The organism is Pantoea sp. 9140 (genome assembly GCF_000745295.1).
GTDB classification, from domain to species: domain Bacteria; phylum Pseudomonadota; class Gammaproteobacteria; order Enterobacterales; family Enterobacteriaceae; genus Pantoea; species Pantoea vagans.
This window is the reverse complement of the sequence record NZ_JQNO01000001.1, coordinates 1,563,435-1,577,709: the sequence shown is the minus strand read 5'-3', so window position 1 is coordinate 1,577,709 and position 14,275 is coordinate 1,563,435. Positions and strand designations below refer to the sequence as shown.

General features: G+C 54.6%; 15 protein-coding genes and 3 tRNA genes. 12 read left to right on the top strand and 6 right to left on the bottom strand.

Features of this window, described 5'->3' with window-relative positions; genetic code table 11:
• Window positions 1-12 precede the first annotated feature (12 nt).
• Window positions 13-909: an aldo/keto reductase family oxidoreductase gene (locus tag FA92_RS07460; protein WP_013357716.1), complete on the bottom strand. Its 897-nt coding sequence runs from the start codon at window positions 907-909 to the stop codon at window positions 13-15.
• Between the two features lie 68 nt (window positions 910-977).
• The gene (locus FA92_RS07455) at window positions 978-1,217 is read right to left on the bottom strand and encodes a DUF1289 domain-containing protein (protein WP_033784573.1); all 240 of its coding nucleotides are present in this window, start codon (window positions 1,215-1,217) and stop codon (window positions 978-980) included.
• A 174-nt stretch (window positions 1,218-1,391) separates the two neighbouring features.
• Between FA92_RS07455 and FA92_RS07450 the strand changes: the two genes are divergently transcribed.
• The 4 genes from FA92_RS07450 (at window position 1,392) to rnt (ending at window position 4,449) form a co-directional block, all read left to right on the top strand.
• Window positions 1,392-1,988, top strand: a complete 597-nt coding sequence (locus tag FA92_RS07450) for a TetR/AcrR family transcriptional regulator (protein ID WP_033782948.1) — start codon at window positions 1,392-1,394, stop codon at window positions 1,986-1,988.
• A 50-nt stretch (window positions 1,989-2,038) separates the two neighbouring features.
• Entirely contained in the window at window positions 2,039-3,136 is a 1,098-nt protein-coding gene (locus FA92_RS07445) for an alkene reductase (protein WP_033782946.1), read from the top strand.
• Between the two features lie 116 nt (window positions 3,137-3,252).
• A complete protein-coding gene (gloA, locus tag FA92_RS07440) occupies window positions 3,253-3,660 on the top strand; it encodes a lactoylglutathione lyase (protein WP_010245580.1) in 408 nt (135 codons plus the stop codon).
• A 120-nt stretch (window positions 3,661-3,780) separates the two neighbouring features.
• On the top strand, window positions 3,781-4,449 hold the full coding sequence (gene rnt / locus FA92_RS07435) for a ribonuclease T (protein ID WP_013357711.1): 669 nt from the start codon (window positions 3,781-3,783) through the stop codon (window positions 4,447-4,449).
• 43 nt (window positions 4,450-4,492) lie between these two features.
• Here the strand turns inward: rnt and FA92_RS07430 are convergent, their stop codons facing one another.
• Window positions 4,493-4,828, bottom strand: a complete 336-nt coding sequence (locus FA92_RS07430) for a Grx4 family monothiol glutaredoxin (RefSeq protein ID WP_170933470.1) — start codon at window positions 4,826-4,828, stop codon at window positions 4,493-4,495.
• Between the two features lie 364 nt (window positions 4,829-5,192).
• Here FA92_RS07430 and FA92_RS07425 point away from each other — a divergent pair, with 364 nt between their 5' ends.
• The gene (locus tag FA92_RS07425) at window positions 5,193-6,002 is read left to right on the top strand and encodes a C40 family peptidase (RefSeq protein ID WP_013357710.1); all 810 of its coding nucleotides are present in this window, start codon (window positions 5,193-5,195) and stop codon (window positions 6,000-6,002) included.
• Between the two features lie 47 nt (window positions 6,003-6,049).
• Here FA92_RS07425 and FA92_RS23250 read toward each other — a convergent pair whose 3' ends face one another.
• On the bottom strand, window positions 6,050-6,139 hold the full coding sequence (locus FA92_RS23250) for a YnhF family membrane protein (RefSeq protein WP_095707274.1): 90 nt from the start codon (window positions 6,137-6,139) through the stop codon (window positions 6,050-6,052).
• Window positions 6,140-6,420: 281 nt separating this feature from the next.
• On the opposite strand from FA92_RS23250, the gene purR reads away from it, so the two are divergent.
• Window positions 6,421-7,446, top strand: a complete 1,026-nt coding sequence (gene purR, locus FA92_RS07420; RefSeq protein WP_033782945.1) for an HTH-type transcriptional repressor PurR — start codon at window positions 6,421-6,423, stop codon at window positions 7,444-7,446.
• Here the strand turns inward: purR and punR are convergent.
• On the bottom strand, window positions 7,443-8,348 hold the full coding sequence (gene punR, locus FA92_RS07415; protein ID WP_033782944.1) for a DNA-binding transcriptional activator PunR: 906 nt from the start codon (window positions 8,346-8,348) through the stop codon (window positions 7,443-7,445). The two genes, purR and punR, sit on opposite strands and share 4 nt — an antisense overlap.
• 107 nt (window positions 8,349-8,455) lie before the next feature.
• Here punR and punC point away from each other — a divergent pair, with 107 nt between their 5' ends.
• Together punC and cfa are read left to right on the top strand one after the other, a co-directional pair.
• The gene (punC, locus tag FA92_RS07410; protein ID WP_033782943.1) at window positions 8,456-9,658 is read left to right on the top strand and encodes a purine nucleoside transporter PunC; all 1,203 of its coding nucleotides are present in this window, start codon (window positions 8,456-8,458) and stop codon (window positions 9,656-9,658) included.
• 310 nt (window positions 9,659-9,968) lie between these two features.
• Complete coding sequence (cfa, locus tag FA92_RS07405; RefSeq protein ID WP_033782942.1) at window positions 9,969-11,117, top strand: cyclopropane fatty acyl phospholipid synthase; 1,149 nt, start codon at window positions 9,969-9,971, stop codon at window positions 11,115-11,117.
• A 328-nt stretch (window positions 11,118-11,445) separates the two neighbouring features.
• Here cfa and FA92_RS07400 read toward each other — a convergent pair whose 3' ends face one another.
• The gene (locus tag FA92_RS07400) at window positions 11,446-12,105 is read right to left on the bottom strand and encodes a riboflavin synthase (protein ID WP_033782941.1); all 660 of its coding nucleotides are present in this window, start codon (window positions 12,103-12,105) and stop codon (window positions 11,446-11,448) included.
• Between the two features lie 202 nt (window positions 12,106-12,307).
• Here FA92_RS07400 and FA92_RS07395 point away from each other — a divergent pair, with 202 nt between their 5' ends.
• The 4 genes from FA92_RS07395 (at window position 12,308) to FA92_RS07380 (ending at window position 14,078) form a co-directional block, all read left to right on the top strand.
• Window positions 12,308-13,681, top strand: coding sequence for an MATE family efflux transporter (locus tag FA92_RS07395; RefSeq protein ID WP_013357703.1), 1,374 nt, complete (start codon window positions 12,308-12,310; stop codon window positions 13,679-13,681).
• Window positions 13,682-13,833: 152 nt separating this feature from the next.
• Window positions 13,834-13,910, top strand: a tRNA-Val gene (locus FA92_RS07390).
• Window positions 13,911-13,913: 3 nt separating this feature from the next.
• A tRNA-Val gene (locus FA92_RS07385) sits at window positions 13,914-13,990 on the top strand.
• A gap of 11 nt (window positions 13,991-14,001) precedes the next feature.
• Window positions 14,002-14,078: transfer RNA gene (locus FA92_RS07380), tRNA-Val, on the top strand.
• Window positions 14,079-14,275 lie beyond the last annotated feature (197 nt).

Genomic DNA, 14,275 nt, shown 5'->3' with positions numbered 1-14,275 from the left:
CAGTTTTACGCTTCAGGGCACATCAAATCCCAGCGCCGCTTTGCGAATACGGAACCACTGCTGCCGCGACAGGGATAAATCCAGTGCCCCGGCGGCTTCGCTGACGCGCGCCGCTTTGCCTGAGCCGATGATCGGCAGAGGCCGCGACGGCAGCATCAGTATCCAGGCATAGACCACCTGCTCCAGACTGGTGGCACCGGTTTCCTGCCGCACCACCTCCAGTTCATTACGCAGGGGCTGGAAGTGAGGATCGTTGAACAGACGTCCGCCGCCGAGACAGGACCAGGCCATCGGACGAATGCGCAGTTGCTGGCACTGATCCAGCGATCCATCCAGTAATACGCTTTGCTGCACGGGTGAAATCTCCAGCTGATTTGTGACCAGCGAGAACGGCAGACGGGATTGCAGCAGTGAAAACTGGGATGGTGTGAAATTCGAGACGCCAAAATTCAGGACCTTGCCGCTTTGATGAAGTGCCATAAAGGCTTCAGCCACTTCGTCAGCCGCCATCAGCGGATCGGGACGATGGATCAGCAGCAGGTCAAGACGATCGGTGTGGAAATGGCGCAGCGAGTTTTCAGCACTCTGCAGGATATGATTTTTGTCGGTAATGTAGTGGCCAATCTGATGTTCAGGTCGGGCGCGGGTGGCAATGCCGCACTTGGTCACAATCTGAAGCTGATCGCGCAGTCCGGGAGCCAGCTTCAGCGCCTCGCCAAAGGCCGCCTCACACTGGTAGTCGCCGTAAATGTCCGCATGATCAACGGTGGTAATGCCGAGCCTCAGATGGTGCTCAATAAACGCAACCCGCTCCTGCGGCGACATGCCCCACTCCATCAGACGCCAGTACCCCATAACCAGCGGTGAAAAATCGGGGCCCTGTAAAGCGATGGCCTGCGGTTCTAACATGACGTTCTCCCTGTTGCGCGTTGGCTGTAATTAGTGTGTCAGAGAGTATAACGGAAAGCGGAAAGTCGTCAGAATAACTCCGGCTGTTGTGGCTCGGGTGGCTCTTCGCCTTTCTGCTGCCGCTGCAGGCGCAGACGACGCTGATGACAGAGACGAATGACTTCCCGCTTTTGCGCATCGCTGAAGCGCAGCCAGTTGAACCGCTCATCGCGGCTGCGTAAACATCCCAGGCAGTAGCCACGTGCATCGGTCTGGCAGATGCCGCGACAGGGGCTGGGAACCGGGAAAAACTCAAGCTGCTCGGCCACCATGACTCCGGATTAACAGAATAAACAGTCCAGTAAAAAGCGTAGCCTGGATGCACAGGAATTAAGCTTTGCCCCGTCAGAATTATCCTTTTCTCTCACGGGTGAGTTAACACTCTGTGCCAAATGCACGGTGCAGCGTTGCATTAGACCAACCGGTCTACTACTCTCTCTGCCATGAATAAGACGCTACAACGCAATGAAACCCGCGAACACCTGCTCCAGACAGGTGAACAGCTCTGTCTGCAACGCGGCTTTACCGGAATGGGCCTCAGCGAACTGCTGACGCAGGCGGCGGTGCCGAAAGGCTCCTTCTACTACTATTTCCGCTCTAAAGAGGCGTTTGGCGTGGCGTTACTGCAACGCTACTTTGCGCGTTATCTGCAGGATGTTGAGTTACAGCTCAACCAGACAGACGGCACACCGCGTGAACGTCTGCTAAATCATTTTCGTGCTGCGGTTGAGCTGTTTGTGCAGCAGGGACACATTGTCGGTTGTCTGGGCGTGAAAGTTTCTGCTGAGGTCTGCGATCTTTCAGAGCCGATGCGAGACGCACTGCAGCAGGGTGCAGGAAATATCACCGCGCTCTATGCCCGGACGCTGATTGCCGCAGAGCAGCAGGAGTCGCTGAGCCTGCCGCAGCCCCCCGCGCAGATGGCAGAGTTGCTGTCGCTGCTGTGGCTGGGCGCCAGTCTGCAGAGCAAAATTTCCCGCGAGGCGCAGCCACTGCGTCTGGCACTGAGTACCATCGAACAGTGGCTTAAAAGCCACTGATTTTTAAAAAACGTGTTTGTAGACGACTGGTCTACTAATCAGGAGCTATTATGGCGAGTACCCAGCTGTTTCGTCCGCTGAAAGTCGGCGCAATTACCGTCCCAAACCGCGTATTTATGGCACCGCTGACCCGTCTGCGCAGCATTGAGCCAGGCGACATCCCTACCCCGATGATGGCGGAGTATTACCGTCAGCGCGCCAGCGCCGGTCTGATTATCACCGAAGCAACCCAGATCTCTTTCCAGGCAAAAGGCTATGCCGGTGCGCCAGGCTTACATACGCAGCCACAGATTGCCGCGTGGAAAGTGATTAACGAAGGTGTCCATCAGGCAGGCGGTCATACCGCCGTACAGTTATGGCACACCGGTCGTATCTCGCATAACAGCGTGCAGCCGGAAGGCAAAGCACCGGTAGCGCCATCCGCCATTGCAGCGGGTACGCGTACGTCACTGCGTGCTGAAGATGGCAGCGTCTATCGCGAAGACACCTCTGTACCGCGCGAACTGACGGTGCCAGAGATCCAGCAGATTGTGGCCGATTTTGGTCAGGCTGCGGCGAACGCACGTGAAGCAGACTTCGACCTGCTTGAGCTGCATTCCGCGCACGGCTACCTGATTCACCAGTTCCTGGCACCGGGTTCAAACCAGCGTACCGATGAATATGGTGGCAGCATCGAAAAACGCGGTCGCTTTGCGCTGGAAGTGGTCGATGCGGTGATCGCCAACTGGTCAGCCGATCGCATTGGTATCCGCGTCTCGCCTATCGGCAGCTTCCAGAATCTGGACAACGGTCCGGATGAAGAAGAAGCGGCGCTGTGGTACATCGGTGAGCTGGCAAAACGCAACATCGCCTATCTGCACCTCTCTGAACCAGACTGGGCCGGCGGCAAGCCTTACACCGACGCCTTCCGTCAGAAAGTGCGCGATCTCTTCCCGGGCGCCATCATTGGTGCCGGTGCTTACACCGTAGAGAAAGCGGATGATCTGATTGGTCGCGGTCTGATCGATGCGGTTGCATTTGGTCGTGATTACATTGCTAACCCGGATCTGGTTGAGCGTCTGCAGCAGGATGCCCCACTTAACCCACAGCGCCCGGAAAGCTTCTACGGCGGCGGCGCGGAAGGTTATATCGACTACCCGACACTGTAATCTGTTTGGGCTGCCGTCCGGGACGATGACGGCAGCCATTATTCAATGGCGATTTTCATCGCTATACTTAGCGCCTGGGTCATCCGGCGATGGCGTTTTATTTAAAAGAGGATGTTATGCGTTTACTTCATACCATGCTGCGCGTTGGCGATCTGCAACGTTCAATCGATTTCTACACCCGTGTGCTGGGCATGCGCGTGCTACGTCAGAGCGAAAACACCGAATATAAATATACCCTGGCGTTCGTAGGCTACACCGACGAAAGCGAAGGTGCGGTGATCGAGCTGACCTACAACTGGGGCGTTGATAAATATGACCTCGGTGATGCTTATGGTCACATCGCGCTGGGCGTCGATGACGCAGCAGCAGCCTGCGAACGTATCCGCAAAGATGGCGGCAACGTGACCCGTGAAGCGGGCCCGGTTAAAGGCGGCTCCACCATTATTGCCTTTGTTGAAGATCCCGATGGCTACAAAATCGAGCTGATCGAGAACAAAGATGCCGGTAACGGCCTGGGCAACTAAACCTGCCCCTCAGCCCGCCTGACCCGGTGGGCTGAATCCCCTTCTCTGCGCTTCATCTGCTGCACCCGGCACCGTTTTTTGCCATAATACGCGCTGCCCTTTTTCTGCAACGAGATCCTGATGTCTGAATCGAATTCCCCTAATGCACTCAATCAACGTTTCCGTGGCTTCTATCCGGTGGTGATCGACGTTGAAACCGCTGGTTTCAACGCGCAAACCGATGCGTTACTGGAGATTGCCGCTATCACGCTGAAAATGGATGAAGAGGGATGGATTCAGATTGACCAGACGCTGCATTTCAACGTCGAACCCTTTGTCGGCTCGCTGCTGCATCCGGAAGCGCTGGCCTTTACCGGTATCGATCCGAGTAATCCGCTGCGCGGCGCGGTGAGTGAATATGAGGCGCTGCACGCCATTTTCAAAATGGTGCGCAAGGGCATTAAAGATAGCGGCTGCAATCGCGCCATTATGGTGGCGCACAATGCCACGTTTGATCTGAACTTTATGTCAGCGGCAGCAGAACGTGCCAGCCTGAAGCGCAATCCGTTTCACCCGTTTGCCACCTTTGATACCGCAGCGCTGAGCGGACTGGTGCTGGGTCAGACGGTGCTGGCGAAAGCCTGTATTGCGGCGGGAATGGAGTTTGACAGTACCCAGGCGCATTCAGCGCTCTATGACACTCAGCAGACGGCGACACTGTTCTGCGAGCTGGTGAACCGCTGGAAACGGTTAGGTGGCTGGCCTCTGCCCTTCGCCGGGGGCGACGCAGACGCCACGACATCCGCATAAGGGATGCCACAATGAAAAAGGCCGACATAATGTCGGCCTTTTTTTATTCTGCTTCTTTAAACTTTTCTGCAGTCTCTTTGATTAGCGTCTGCAGTTCACCACGCTGTAACATCTCAACGATAATGTCACATCCACCGACCAGCTCGCCATCCACCCATAGCTGCGGGAAGGTCGGCCAGTTGGCGAATTTCGGCATTTCGGCACGAATGTCCGGGTTCTGCAGAATATCCACGTAAGCAAAGCGCTCACCGCAGGCTGACAGCGCCTGCACCGCCTGTGCAGAGAAACCGCAGCTTGGCAGTTTCGGGGAACCTTTCATGTACAGCAGGATCGGGTTTTCTGCGATCTGGCGCTGAATTTTTTCTACAGTACTCATAATTGCCTTCCTTAATTCGTTACTTCGTGTTTGTTTATTGTAGCGACTTCGCAGCGTGACTGAAAATGAGATTTTGCTCCCTGCCCGATTAAATGACCATCATTGTTAAGTCCCGTGCACAGGACATTTAACTTCAGGTATTAACAGCTGGTAACAGTTTAATAATTCGTAATAATTCCGTTGGTATAACATGCTGAAAATGTTCATTTTCAGTGCAATCACGTGGGCTGCAAAGATTAACATTAAAAGGCATTACAGTTTTTAAGCGAACTGGACTAGAATGGCCTGGGCACTGATCCTGGATCAGATTAATCTCAACTTTGTCGCGGTGCGTAGTGGCCCTGACAACTTAACTAATTAATGGACTATGCGTTTAATCATTACGCTTTTTATGCTGGCCTTTGCGCAACTGTTTTTCAACATCGCCGCTGCGTCGCCTCACGCGCCGGTGAACGTCAATACGCATAAAGCAGAGAAAAAGAGTGCGCGCGACGATGAACGCCGCAAGCGTCGCCCGGTAAAAACGGTGACGAAAAAAACTCGTCTCAGCCCTGACCAAAAACTTAAAACGAAAAAACAGAAAAAAGTCGAACTCACTGCTAAACAGACGCCTGCTAAGAAGACCTCGCTCAAAACCGCCCGTATCAGCAAAAGCAAAGAAAAAAATAAAGAGAAGAAACGCTATGGGCATCAGCGCCAGCTGAAAACCGCTGAGGTCACCACTCGCGAGCCAGGCACGATTAAAATGAGCAAATCCCACCGCCAGCGCTATCAGAAGGCGCGTGAGACTGCAATGACCAAGCTGATGGGGCAGTTGGGTAAACCCTATCAGTGGGGCGGCACCTCTCCACATACCGGTTTCGATTGCAGCGGTCTGGTCTGGTATGCCTATAAAGATCTGGTGAAATTTAAGATCCCGCGTACCGCTAACGAGATGTATCACCTGCGTGACGCCGCGCCGATCAAGCGTGAGTCGCTGGAGAAAGGCGATCTGGTCTTCTTCCGTATTAATGGCCGCGGCACAGCGGACCACGTCGGCGTTTATTTGGGCGATGGCAAGTTTATTCAGTCGCCACGTACCGGCAAAGATATTCAGATCAGTGCATTAGGGGAAGATTACTGGCAGCGCCACTATATTGGTGCCCGTCGGGTAATGACGCCGAAAACGATACGCTGAGCAGCAGAACAGTCAGAAAAAAGCCGGGATAATCCCGGCTTTTTTTATTAATGCAGAATGGCAGTAAAACTAAAGGCCACAATCATCAGCAGACAGCCGACAGTGGTCATCAAAGCCAGTTTCAAATCGGTACTCATTGCTTGCTCCTTAGTCACACACTTTGCAGGGATATGGCATTTTCCCACAGGGTCCGGTAAAAATCTCGTTTTATCCGTTCAGCCTTGTTAGAATCCCGCCTTTGTTGCGCAACGCGCGCAACCCTGATTCCGTTTGCGCATCTTTTCTGGCGTTTTTTCTCCGCCAGCGGCCTGTTTACCGGCCAGAAAAGCCGCATTTTTGCGGAAAAAAACCTGAGCAGACGCAAACGTTTAACATTACGCTTATCATAGAGTTAGGTAAGCACTGGAGTCCGATTTTCATGGCAACAATTAAAGATGTGGCGAAACGCGCTGGCGTCTCAACGACCACCGTTTCGCACGTCATCAATAAAACCCGCTTTGTCGCTGAAGAAACACGCGAGGCGGTCTGGCAGGCAATTAAGGAACTGCACTACTCGCCAAGTGCTGTGGCGCGCAGCCTGAAAGTAAACCACACCAAAACGCTGGGTCTGCTTGCCACCTCCAGCGAAGCGCCCTATTTCGCTGAAATTATTGAAGCGGTTGAAAACCACTGTTTTGACAAAGGCTATACGCTGATTCTGGGTAATGCGCATAACGATCTGCAAAAACAGCGCGCCTACCTCAGCATGATGGCGCAGAAGCGCGTCGATGGTCTGCTGGTGATGTGCTCTGAGTATCCGGACGATCTGCTGCAGATGCTGGAAGAGAACCGCAATATCCCGATGGTGGTGATGGACTGGGGCGAATCGCGCGCCGACTTTACTGATACAGTTCTCGATAACGCCTTCCAGGGCGGCTATCTGGCGGGACGTTATCTGATTGAACGCGGACACCGTGATATTGGTGCTATCCCCGGTCAGATGGAGCGCAATACCGGCGGCGGACGCCATGCCGGTTTTCTGAAGGCGCTGGAAGAAGCGGGTATTCAGCCGCGTGCCGAGTGGATTGTACAGGGTGACTTTGAGCCGGAGTCAGGCTATCAGGCGATGCAGCAGATCCTGTCACAGAAACAACGCCCTACGGCGGTGTTCTGCGGCGGTGACATCATGGCGATGGGGGCCATTTGCGCCGCCGACGAGATGGGTTTGCGCGTACCGCAGGATATTTCGATCATCGGCTATGACAATGTGCGCAACGCCCGCTATTTCGCCCCTGCCCTGACCACGGTGCATCAGCCAAAAGCCCAGCTGGGTGAGAAAGCGCTGGATATGCTGCTTGACCGCATCACCAGTAAGCGCGAAGTGTCACAAACGATTGAAGTCCATCCGACGCTGATTGAGCGCCGTTCAGTGGCAGATGGTCCGTTCCGCGACTATCGCCGCTAATCCTCGCTTAACCACTCCTGATTAAGCGTTTGCGCATCACCCAGATAGCTGAGCAACCAGCCTGTCGCCGGTGATGCGCGATCTTCTGCCCAGCTGACGCAACAGGGGCTATCCGGAAATGCTACCGGCAGCGTCAGTTCGACCAGCTCGCCGCTGTCGAGCAGTGGTCTGGCCAGATGACCCGGCACCATCGCCACACACAAGCCTGCCTGCACGCACTCCAGTCCGGTTTGCCACTCCGGCACCACCAGCCTGCGCTGGTTATCCAGCGTCCATGTCATACGACGCGGCAGTGCGCGTGATGTATCTTCCAGCACCAGTGACGGCCAGCTACGCAGCGTGTCATCATCGATCTGGTTCGCCTGAGTCAGAGGATGATCGGGCGCGACCACGCAGCGCCAGTTGAGCGTACCCATATCTCGAAATGCAAACCGTCCGCCTACCGGAATCGCCTGGGTGGCCCCAATCGCAACTTCCACCCGACCGTCGGCCAGTGCATCCCAGACGCCGTTAAAGACTTCATAGCTGATGATCAGTTCCATATCGGGGAAGTGGCGATAGAAGTCTTTGACCAGCTGCCGGGTGCGTTGAGGTTTGGCGATGCGGTCAACGGCAATGCTGAGCTGCCCGCGCCAGCCGTTGGCCAGCTGCTGACACTGACGCCGGGTGGCAAGCATTTTTTTGATGACGCTGCGCCCTTCCCGGACAAAATGTTCGCCTGCTGGCGTCAGCACCACTTCGCGATGCTGGCGTTCGAACAGTGGCACTGCCAGCCAGTTCTCCAGCTGACGCACCGTGTAGCTGATGGCAGAGGGCACCCGATGCAGCTCCTGCGCAGCGGCGCTGAAACTGCCCCCGCGGGCAACCGCGTCAACGACCTCTAATACATATTCTGACCACATAATCTGCCTTCAAAAATTTTAACAGCAATCGGCAAATATTACCGTTTCACAGCGGCAAACGCACCTTTTACACTCTGCCGCGTTTATCCTGCAAAAATGAGAATGAGATGCTGTCTAATAAAGGATTTATGCCCTATCTTGCCCTGCTGAGCATGCTCGGCTTTTTAGCCACTGATATGTATCTGCCCGCCTTTGGTGCGATGCAGCAAACGTTTAATACCTCGCCGGGCCTGATCAGCGCCAGTATGAGTCTCTTCCTGGCGGGTTTCGCCTGTGGACAGCTCTTCTGGGGACCGCTTTCCGATCGCATTGGCCGTAAACCGGTGCTGCTGGCCGGACTGGCCATGTTTGGCATTGGCTGTGCGGGCATGTTGTGGGTCAATGATATCACTCTGATGCTGGCGCTGCGCTTTGTGCAGGCGATTGGCGTCTGTGCTGCGGCCGTGAGCTGGCAGGCGCTGGTAGTGGATCGCTATCCTGCCGCGCGCGCTAACAAAGTCTTTGCCACGATTATGCCACTGGTTGCGCTCTCCCCGGCGCTGGCTCCGTTGCTGGGTGCCTGGCTCATAGGCCATTTCCACTGGCGTTCGATTTTCCTGGTGCTGACGCTGATTGCGGTGGCATTAATTCTGACCACGCTGCGCCTGCCCACCGTACGCCAGGAAGCACGCGAGAAAGGCACCCAGCCCGGATTTTTCACCCTGCTGAAATCACGGGTTTACAGCGGCAACGTGCTGATCTACTCCGCCTGTTCAGCCAGTTTTTTTGCCTGGCTGACCGGCTCGCCGTTTATTCTGGCGGATCTGGGCCTTTCACCCGCCGATATCGGTCTGAGTTATGTGCCCCAGACGCTCGCCTTTTTGATTGGTGGATTCGGCTGTCGCGCCCTGCTCAACCGCTTTAATGGCGCTCAGCTGTTACCGTGGCTGCTGGGCATTTACAGCCTGAGCATTCTGGCGCTGTTTGCCGTCGCGCTGTCAGGCGGCAGCACGCTGGTGAGCCTGATGGTGCCGTTCTGCGGTATGGCGCTGGCTAACGGTGCGATCTATCCAATTGTGGTTTCCAGTGCGCTGACGCCCTTCCCGCACGCCACCGGTAAAGCGGCCGCATTGCAGAACACTTTACAGCTAGGACTCTGCTTCGCTGCAAGCCTGGCAGTCTCTGCCGGATTAACGCATGCACTGTTTACCACTACGCTGATGATGACGGTGACGATTCTGCTGGCGCTGGTGGGTTACGCCATGCAGCGTACCGCAAGCGCACAAACTGTTGTTGCCTCCGCGCAACCTGCCTGCCAGGATAATCAGTGACACACTGACTTTTTCGTTAGCCTCCTAACAATAAGTCATTGAATATTGACCCGCGTGAGCATATACTCATCCGGGTCAACAAATCTGTAATAAATCAACAATATAATAACGTAATAATCTGATTGGCACCCTGTTGCCGGGACGGTATTCGCGCGCGTTATTCTTACCCAGACCGACCTGCTGCAGGCTAGTCCAGTCCTCTGTATCACACAGTCAACCGGTGTGCGGAGTCATCCGTACCGTTTCTCAATGCCTGACGAAATTGACTACTCTTTGTTCAGGTTCAGATTGGACAGGTGGTGGAAAAGCTATGAGTTCATCTTATGCAGAAGCAGTGAGCCCTGAAGAAAACCATTGGTATCGCATCGTCCACGAGATGCTGGAAAAAGCGGATATTGAAATTAATGGTTCACGTCCCTGGGATATTCATATTAATCATCCCGGCTTTTTTAAGCGTGTTCTGCAGGAGGGATCGCTTGGGCTCGGTGAGAGCTATATGGATGGATGGTGGGAGTGCGATCGGCTGGATATTTTCTTCCATCAGGTGCTGAAACATAAACTCGATCAGCAACTCCCGCATCACTTTAAAGATACGCTGCGCATTGCCGCTGCCCGCTTAACCAATCTGCAGTCAAAAAAGCGGGCCTGGATTGTCGGTAAAGAGCATTACGACCTGGGTAACGATCTCTTTTCACTGATGCTCGACCCCTATATGCAATATTCCTGTGGCTACTGGAAAGAAGCTACGACCCTGGCGACGGCGCAGGAAGCCAAGCTGGATATGATTTGCCGTAAATTAGCGCTGGAACCCGGAATGTCGCTGCTGGATATCGGCTGTGGCTGGGGCGGACTCGCGGAATTTGCCGCACGTCATTATGGCGTCAACGTGCATGGCGTCACGATTTCCGCCGAACAACAGAAACTGGCGCAGCAGCGCTGTAGCGGATTAGACGTCACGATTCTGTTGCAGGATTATCGCGATCTGAATGAGCAGTTTGATCGCATCGTTTCAGTAGGCATGTTCGAGCATGTCGGGCCGAAGAATTACGCCACCTATTTTGATGTGGTTGATCGTAATTTAAAGCCTGACGGAATTTTTTTGCTTCACACCATTGGCGCGATTAAAACCGATATGAGCGTCGATCCCTGGATCGACAAATATATCTTCCCCAACGGCTGCCTGCCTTCAGTGCGTCACGTGGCGGATGCCAGCGAGCCGCATTTTATTCTGGAAGACTGGCATAACTTTGGGGCTGATTACGACAAAACGCTGATGGCCTGGCATGAGCGCTTTTTGCAGGCCTGGCCGGAGCTGGCCGATAACTATGGCGAACGCTTTAAGCGGATGTTCTCCTATTATCTCAATGCCTGTGCGGGTGCCTTCCGCGCGCGTGATATTCAGCTGTGGCAGATTGTGTTCAGTCGCGGTGTTGAGGGTGGATTACGGGTGGCGCGGTAGGGAGTGTCAGTTTGTTAAGAGGGTGATCCCGTGCTGAAGGTTTTAAAAAACTGGCCTGTTTTGAGAATGGAACTGCACAGGGAACACAGTCAGATCGGAAAGTCGCAAAACCCGTCATCCCTGACATGCTCGGCCCGCGCGATTACGCACCTCATCCCTGAGGTGCGCCCGTTGCCGGGCCAACGCGTTGCGTTGTTCAAAAACGCTCCCGGCGTTTTTGTCCCAGTTGCGGAACGCTTTCCTCTTCTGACTGTGTTCCCTGCGCTTCGGGCTATTATACCGCTGCCAGAATCACACGATTTGGCTTTCCAGCAGTCTTTGCGGGTTATTAACTCTCGGCGGCAGGCTGGCCGGTCAGCATACTCATTGCCGCCGCGGCATCGCGCTGGGCTAACACCCGCTCAACGGTCTCTACGATTGCCTGTGTATGCGGATCGATCTCAATGTTGACCCGGTCGCCAAAGGTCTTCGCGCCCAGAGTCGTGCGCTCCAGCGTTTCCGGAATCAGATAGACGCAGAATTTGGTCTTCTTCACATCACCTACCGTCAGACTGATACCGTCGATGCCGACGAAACCTTTATGCAGAATATATTTCATCTGCATCGGATCCTGGATTTTAAACCAGACTTCGCGATTGTGTTCTGACTGGATAATCCTGCAGATTTCAGCGGTGGTCATAATATGACCTGACATCAGATGACCGCCTATTTCGTCGCTGAATTTCGCTGCACGCTCAATATTCACCACATCGCCCTGGCGTAAATCGCCAAGGTTAGTCACGCGCAATGTCTCTTTAATTAAATCAAAACTGACGCGGTCACCTTCGATTGCCGTCACGGTCAGGCAGCACCCGTTATGGGCTACGGATGCGCCCAGCGCCAGTCCCGGCAGGAGCTCTTCCGGCAGTCGGACAGTGTGAGTACGAAACAGTTCTTTTTCTTCAATGGACACGATTTCTGCGGTGCCCTGCACAATACCGGTAAACATAGTCTTTGCCTCTGCGAAGTTTACGCTAGTTTATCACAGCTCCGGTCGGCTGATAGATTTCACCCCACCTCACCCCATTAATGGGGTTCAAAACGCATTGTGTGACAAAGATTGGCGAATTCTGTTACCCCGGTTACACTGGTTCGCGCTATTCCCCGGGCTTTTCTGCCCTTTTAATTCATTTAATAAGTCAGGTGTTAACGTGCAGAAGTATTTAACAGAAGCGCGTCAATTGCTGGCCCTTGCGATTCCGGTCATCCTTGCTCAGGTGGCCCAAACCGCAATGGGATTTGTGGATACCATTATGGCCGGCGCAGTCAGCGCCACGGATATGGCCGCCGTTGCTGTCGGCACCTCTGTCTGGCTTCCGGCCATCCTGTTTGGTCATGGTCTTCTGCTTGCATTGACGCCCACCGTTGCGCAACTCAACGGTTCAGGCCGCCGCGAACGCATCGGCGAACAGATCCGCCAGGGCTACTGGCTCGCCTTTTTTGTCTCGCTGCTGATTATGGTGCTGCTGTGGCACGCCGGTTATCTTATCCGGGCGATGCATGACATCGATCCCGCGCTGGCGCTTAAAGCCGAGGGCTATCTGCACGCCCTGCTGTTCGGCGCGCCAGGCTATCTCTTCTTTCAGGTGCTGCGAAATCAGTGCGAGGGGCTGTCGAAAACCAAACCCGGCATGGTGCTGGGCTTTCTGGGCCTGATGTTTAACATCCCGCTGAACTATGTCTTTATCTACGGCCACTTCGGCATGCCCGCGTTGGGTGGCGTCGGCTGCGGCGTGGCAACGGCATCGGTCTACTGGGTGATGTTTATCTGCATGCGCTTCTGGGTACGCCGGATGGGCAGCATGCGCGATATCCGGATGGAGAGTCGTTGGTCGCCGCCTTCGCGTCCGATTCTGAGCCGTCTCATGACGCTGGGATTGCCGGTAGCACTGGCGTTGTTCTTTGAAGTCACGCTGTTTGCCGTTGTGGCTCTGCTGGTGTCGCCACTGGGCATCGTTGACGTGGCTGGCCACCAGATTGCGCTGAACTTCAGTTCCCTGATGTTTGTGATGCCGCTGTCGCTGGGCGTCGCAACCACCATCCGCGTCGGTTATCGTCTGGGCCAGGGCTCTACCGAGCAGGCAAGAGTCGCCGCCTGGACCGCCCAGGGTGTGGGCATCAGCATGGCAGCGCTGACCGCCATTTTTACCGTCACGTTTCGTCATCAGATTGCCCTGCTCTATAACGACAACCCCGAAGTGGTCACACTGGCAGCGCAACTGATGCTGCTGGCAGCGATTTATCAGTTCTCAGACTCGATACAGGTGATTGGCAGCGGGATTCTGCGTGGATATAAAGACACAAGGTCCATTTTCTTTATTACCTTTATCGCTTACTGGCTGCTGGGACTGCCCGCCGGCTATCTGCTGGCGCTGACCGACTGGCTGGTGCCCCGGATGGGCCCAGCGGGCTTCTGGTGCGGCTTTATTATCGGTCTGACCTCGGCGGCGGTCATGATGATCTGGCGCATCAGACGCTTACAGCGGTCACCTGCGGAAATCATCCTGGCGCGCGCGGCGCGATAACCGTAAAAGCGGGTTATTTATAGCCCGCAATGACGAAAAAAACGACGGTTAGCACAGTTGCTGCTCAGTCATGGCGAAAAAACTATTTTCCCCTTGCCAGGCTTCTGCGCTGCCGTTAATATTCGTCCCCGCTGTCGCCCTGACAGCATGTTGCGCTCTTAGCTCAGTTGGTTAGAGCACCACCTTGACATGGTGGGGGTCGATGGTTCGAGTCCATTAGAGCGCACCAAGTGCGTCCGTAGCTCAGTTGGTTAGAGCACCACCTTGACATGGTGGGGGTCGGTGGTTCGAGTCCACTCGGACGCACCAATATTCAGTATGCGCTCTTAGCTCAGTTGGTTAGAGCACCACCTTGACATGGTGGGGGTCGATGGTTCGAGTCCATTAGAGCGCACCACTTTCAGAATTTCTTCAGCTTGCGCAACTCTCCCTTTTATTGATCTGCATCGCTTCCCCCTCTGCTTTTTGATTGGTTTTCGCATACTTAGCGTCTATACTGTCCCGCGTTGCTTACTTGAAAGGTTTCAGCGATCACGTGCTTACTGCGATAACTCAAATGATTTGCGCAACAACAGCGTGGTGGTTACCAACCGT

Coding starts and splice junctions, on each gene's coding strand:
- punC (WP_033782943.1), top strand. CDS start 8,456: ATGCTGTCTAATAAAGGATTTATGCCCTATCTTGCCCTGCTGAGCATG.
- cfa (WP_033782942.1), top strand. CDS start 9,969: ATGAGTTCATCTTATGCAGAAGCAGTGAGCCCTGAAGAAAACCATTGG.
- rnt (WP_013357711.1), top strand. CDS start 3,781: ATGTCTGAATCGAATTCCCCTAATGCACTCAATCAACGTTTCCGTGGC.
- FA92_RS07450 (WP_033782948.1), top strand. CDS start 1,392: ATGAATAAGACGCTACAACGCAATGAAACCCGCGAACACCTGCTCCAG.
- FA92_RS07445 (WP_033782946.1), top strand. CDS start 2,039: ATGGCGAGTACCCAGCTGTTTCGTCCGCTGAAAGTCGGCGCAATTACC.
- FA92_RS07460 (WP_013357716.1), bottom strand. CDS start 909: ATGTTAGAACCGCAGGCCATCGCTTTACAGGGCCCCGATTTTTCACCG.
- punR (WP_033782944.1), bottom strand. CDS start 8,348: ATGTGGTCAGAATATGTATTAGAGGTCGTTGACGCGGTTGCCCGCGGG.
- purR (WP_033782945.1), top strand. CDS start 6,421: ATGGCAACAATTAAAGATGTGGCGAAACGCGCTGGCGTCTCAACGACC.
- gloA (WP_010245580.1), top strand. CDS start 3,253: ATGCGTTTACTTCATACCATGCTGCGCGTTGGCGATCTGCAACGTTCA.
- FA92_RS23250 (WP_095707274.1), bottom strand. CDS start 6,139: ATGAGTACCGATTTGAAACTGGCTTTGATGACCACTGTCGGCTGTCTG.
- FA92_RS07400 (WP_033782941.1), bottom strand. CDS start 12,105: ATGTTTACCGGTATTGTGCAGGGCACCGCAGAAATCGTGTCCATTGAA.
- FA92_RS07425 (WP_013357710.1), top strand. CDS start 5,193: ATGCGTTTAATCATTACGCTTTTTATGCTGGCCTTTGCGCAACTGTTT.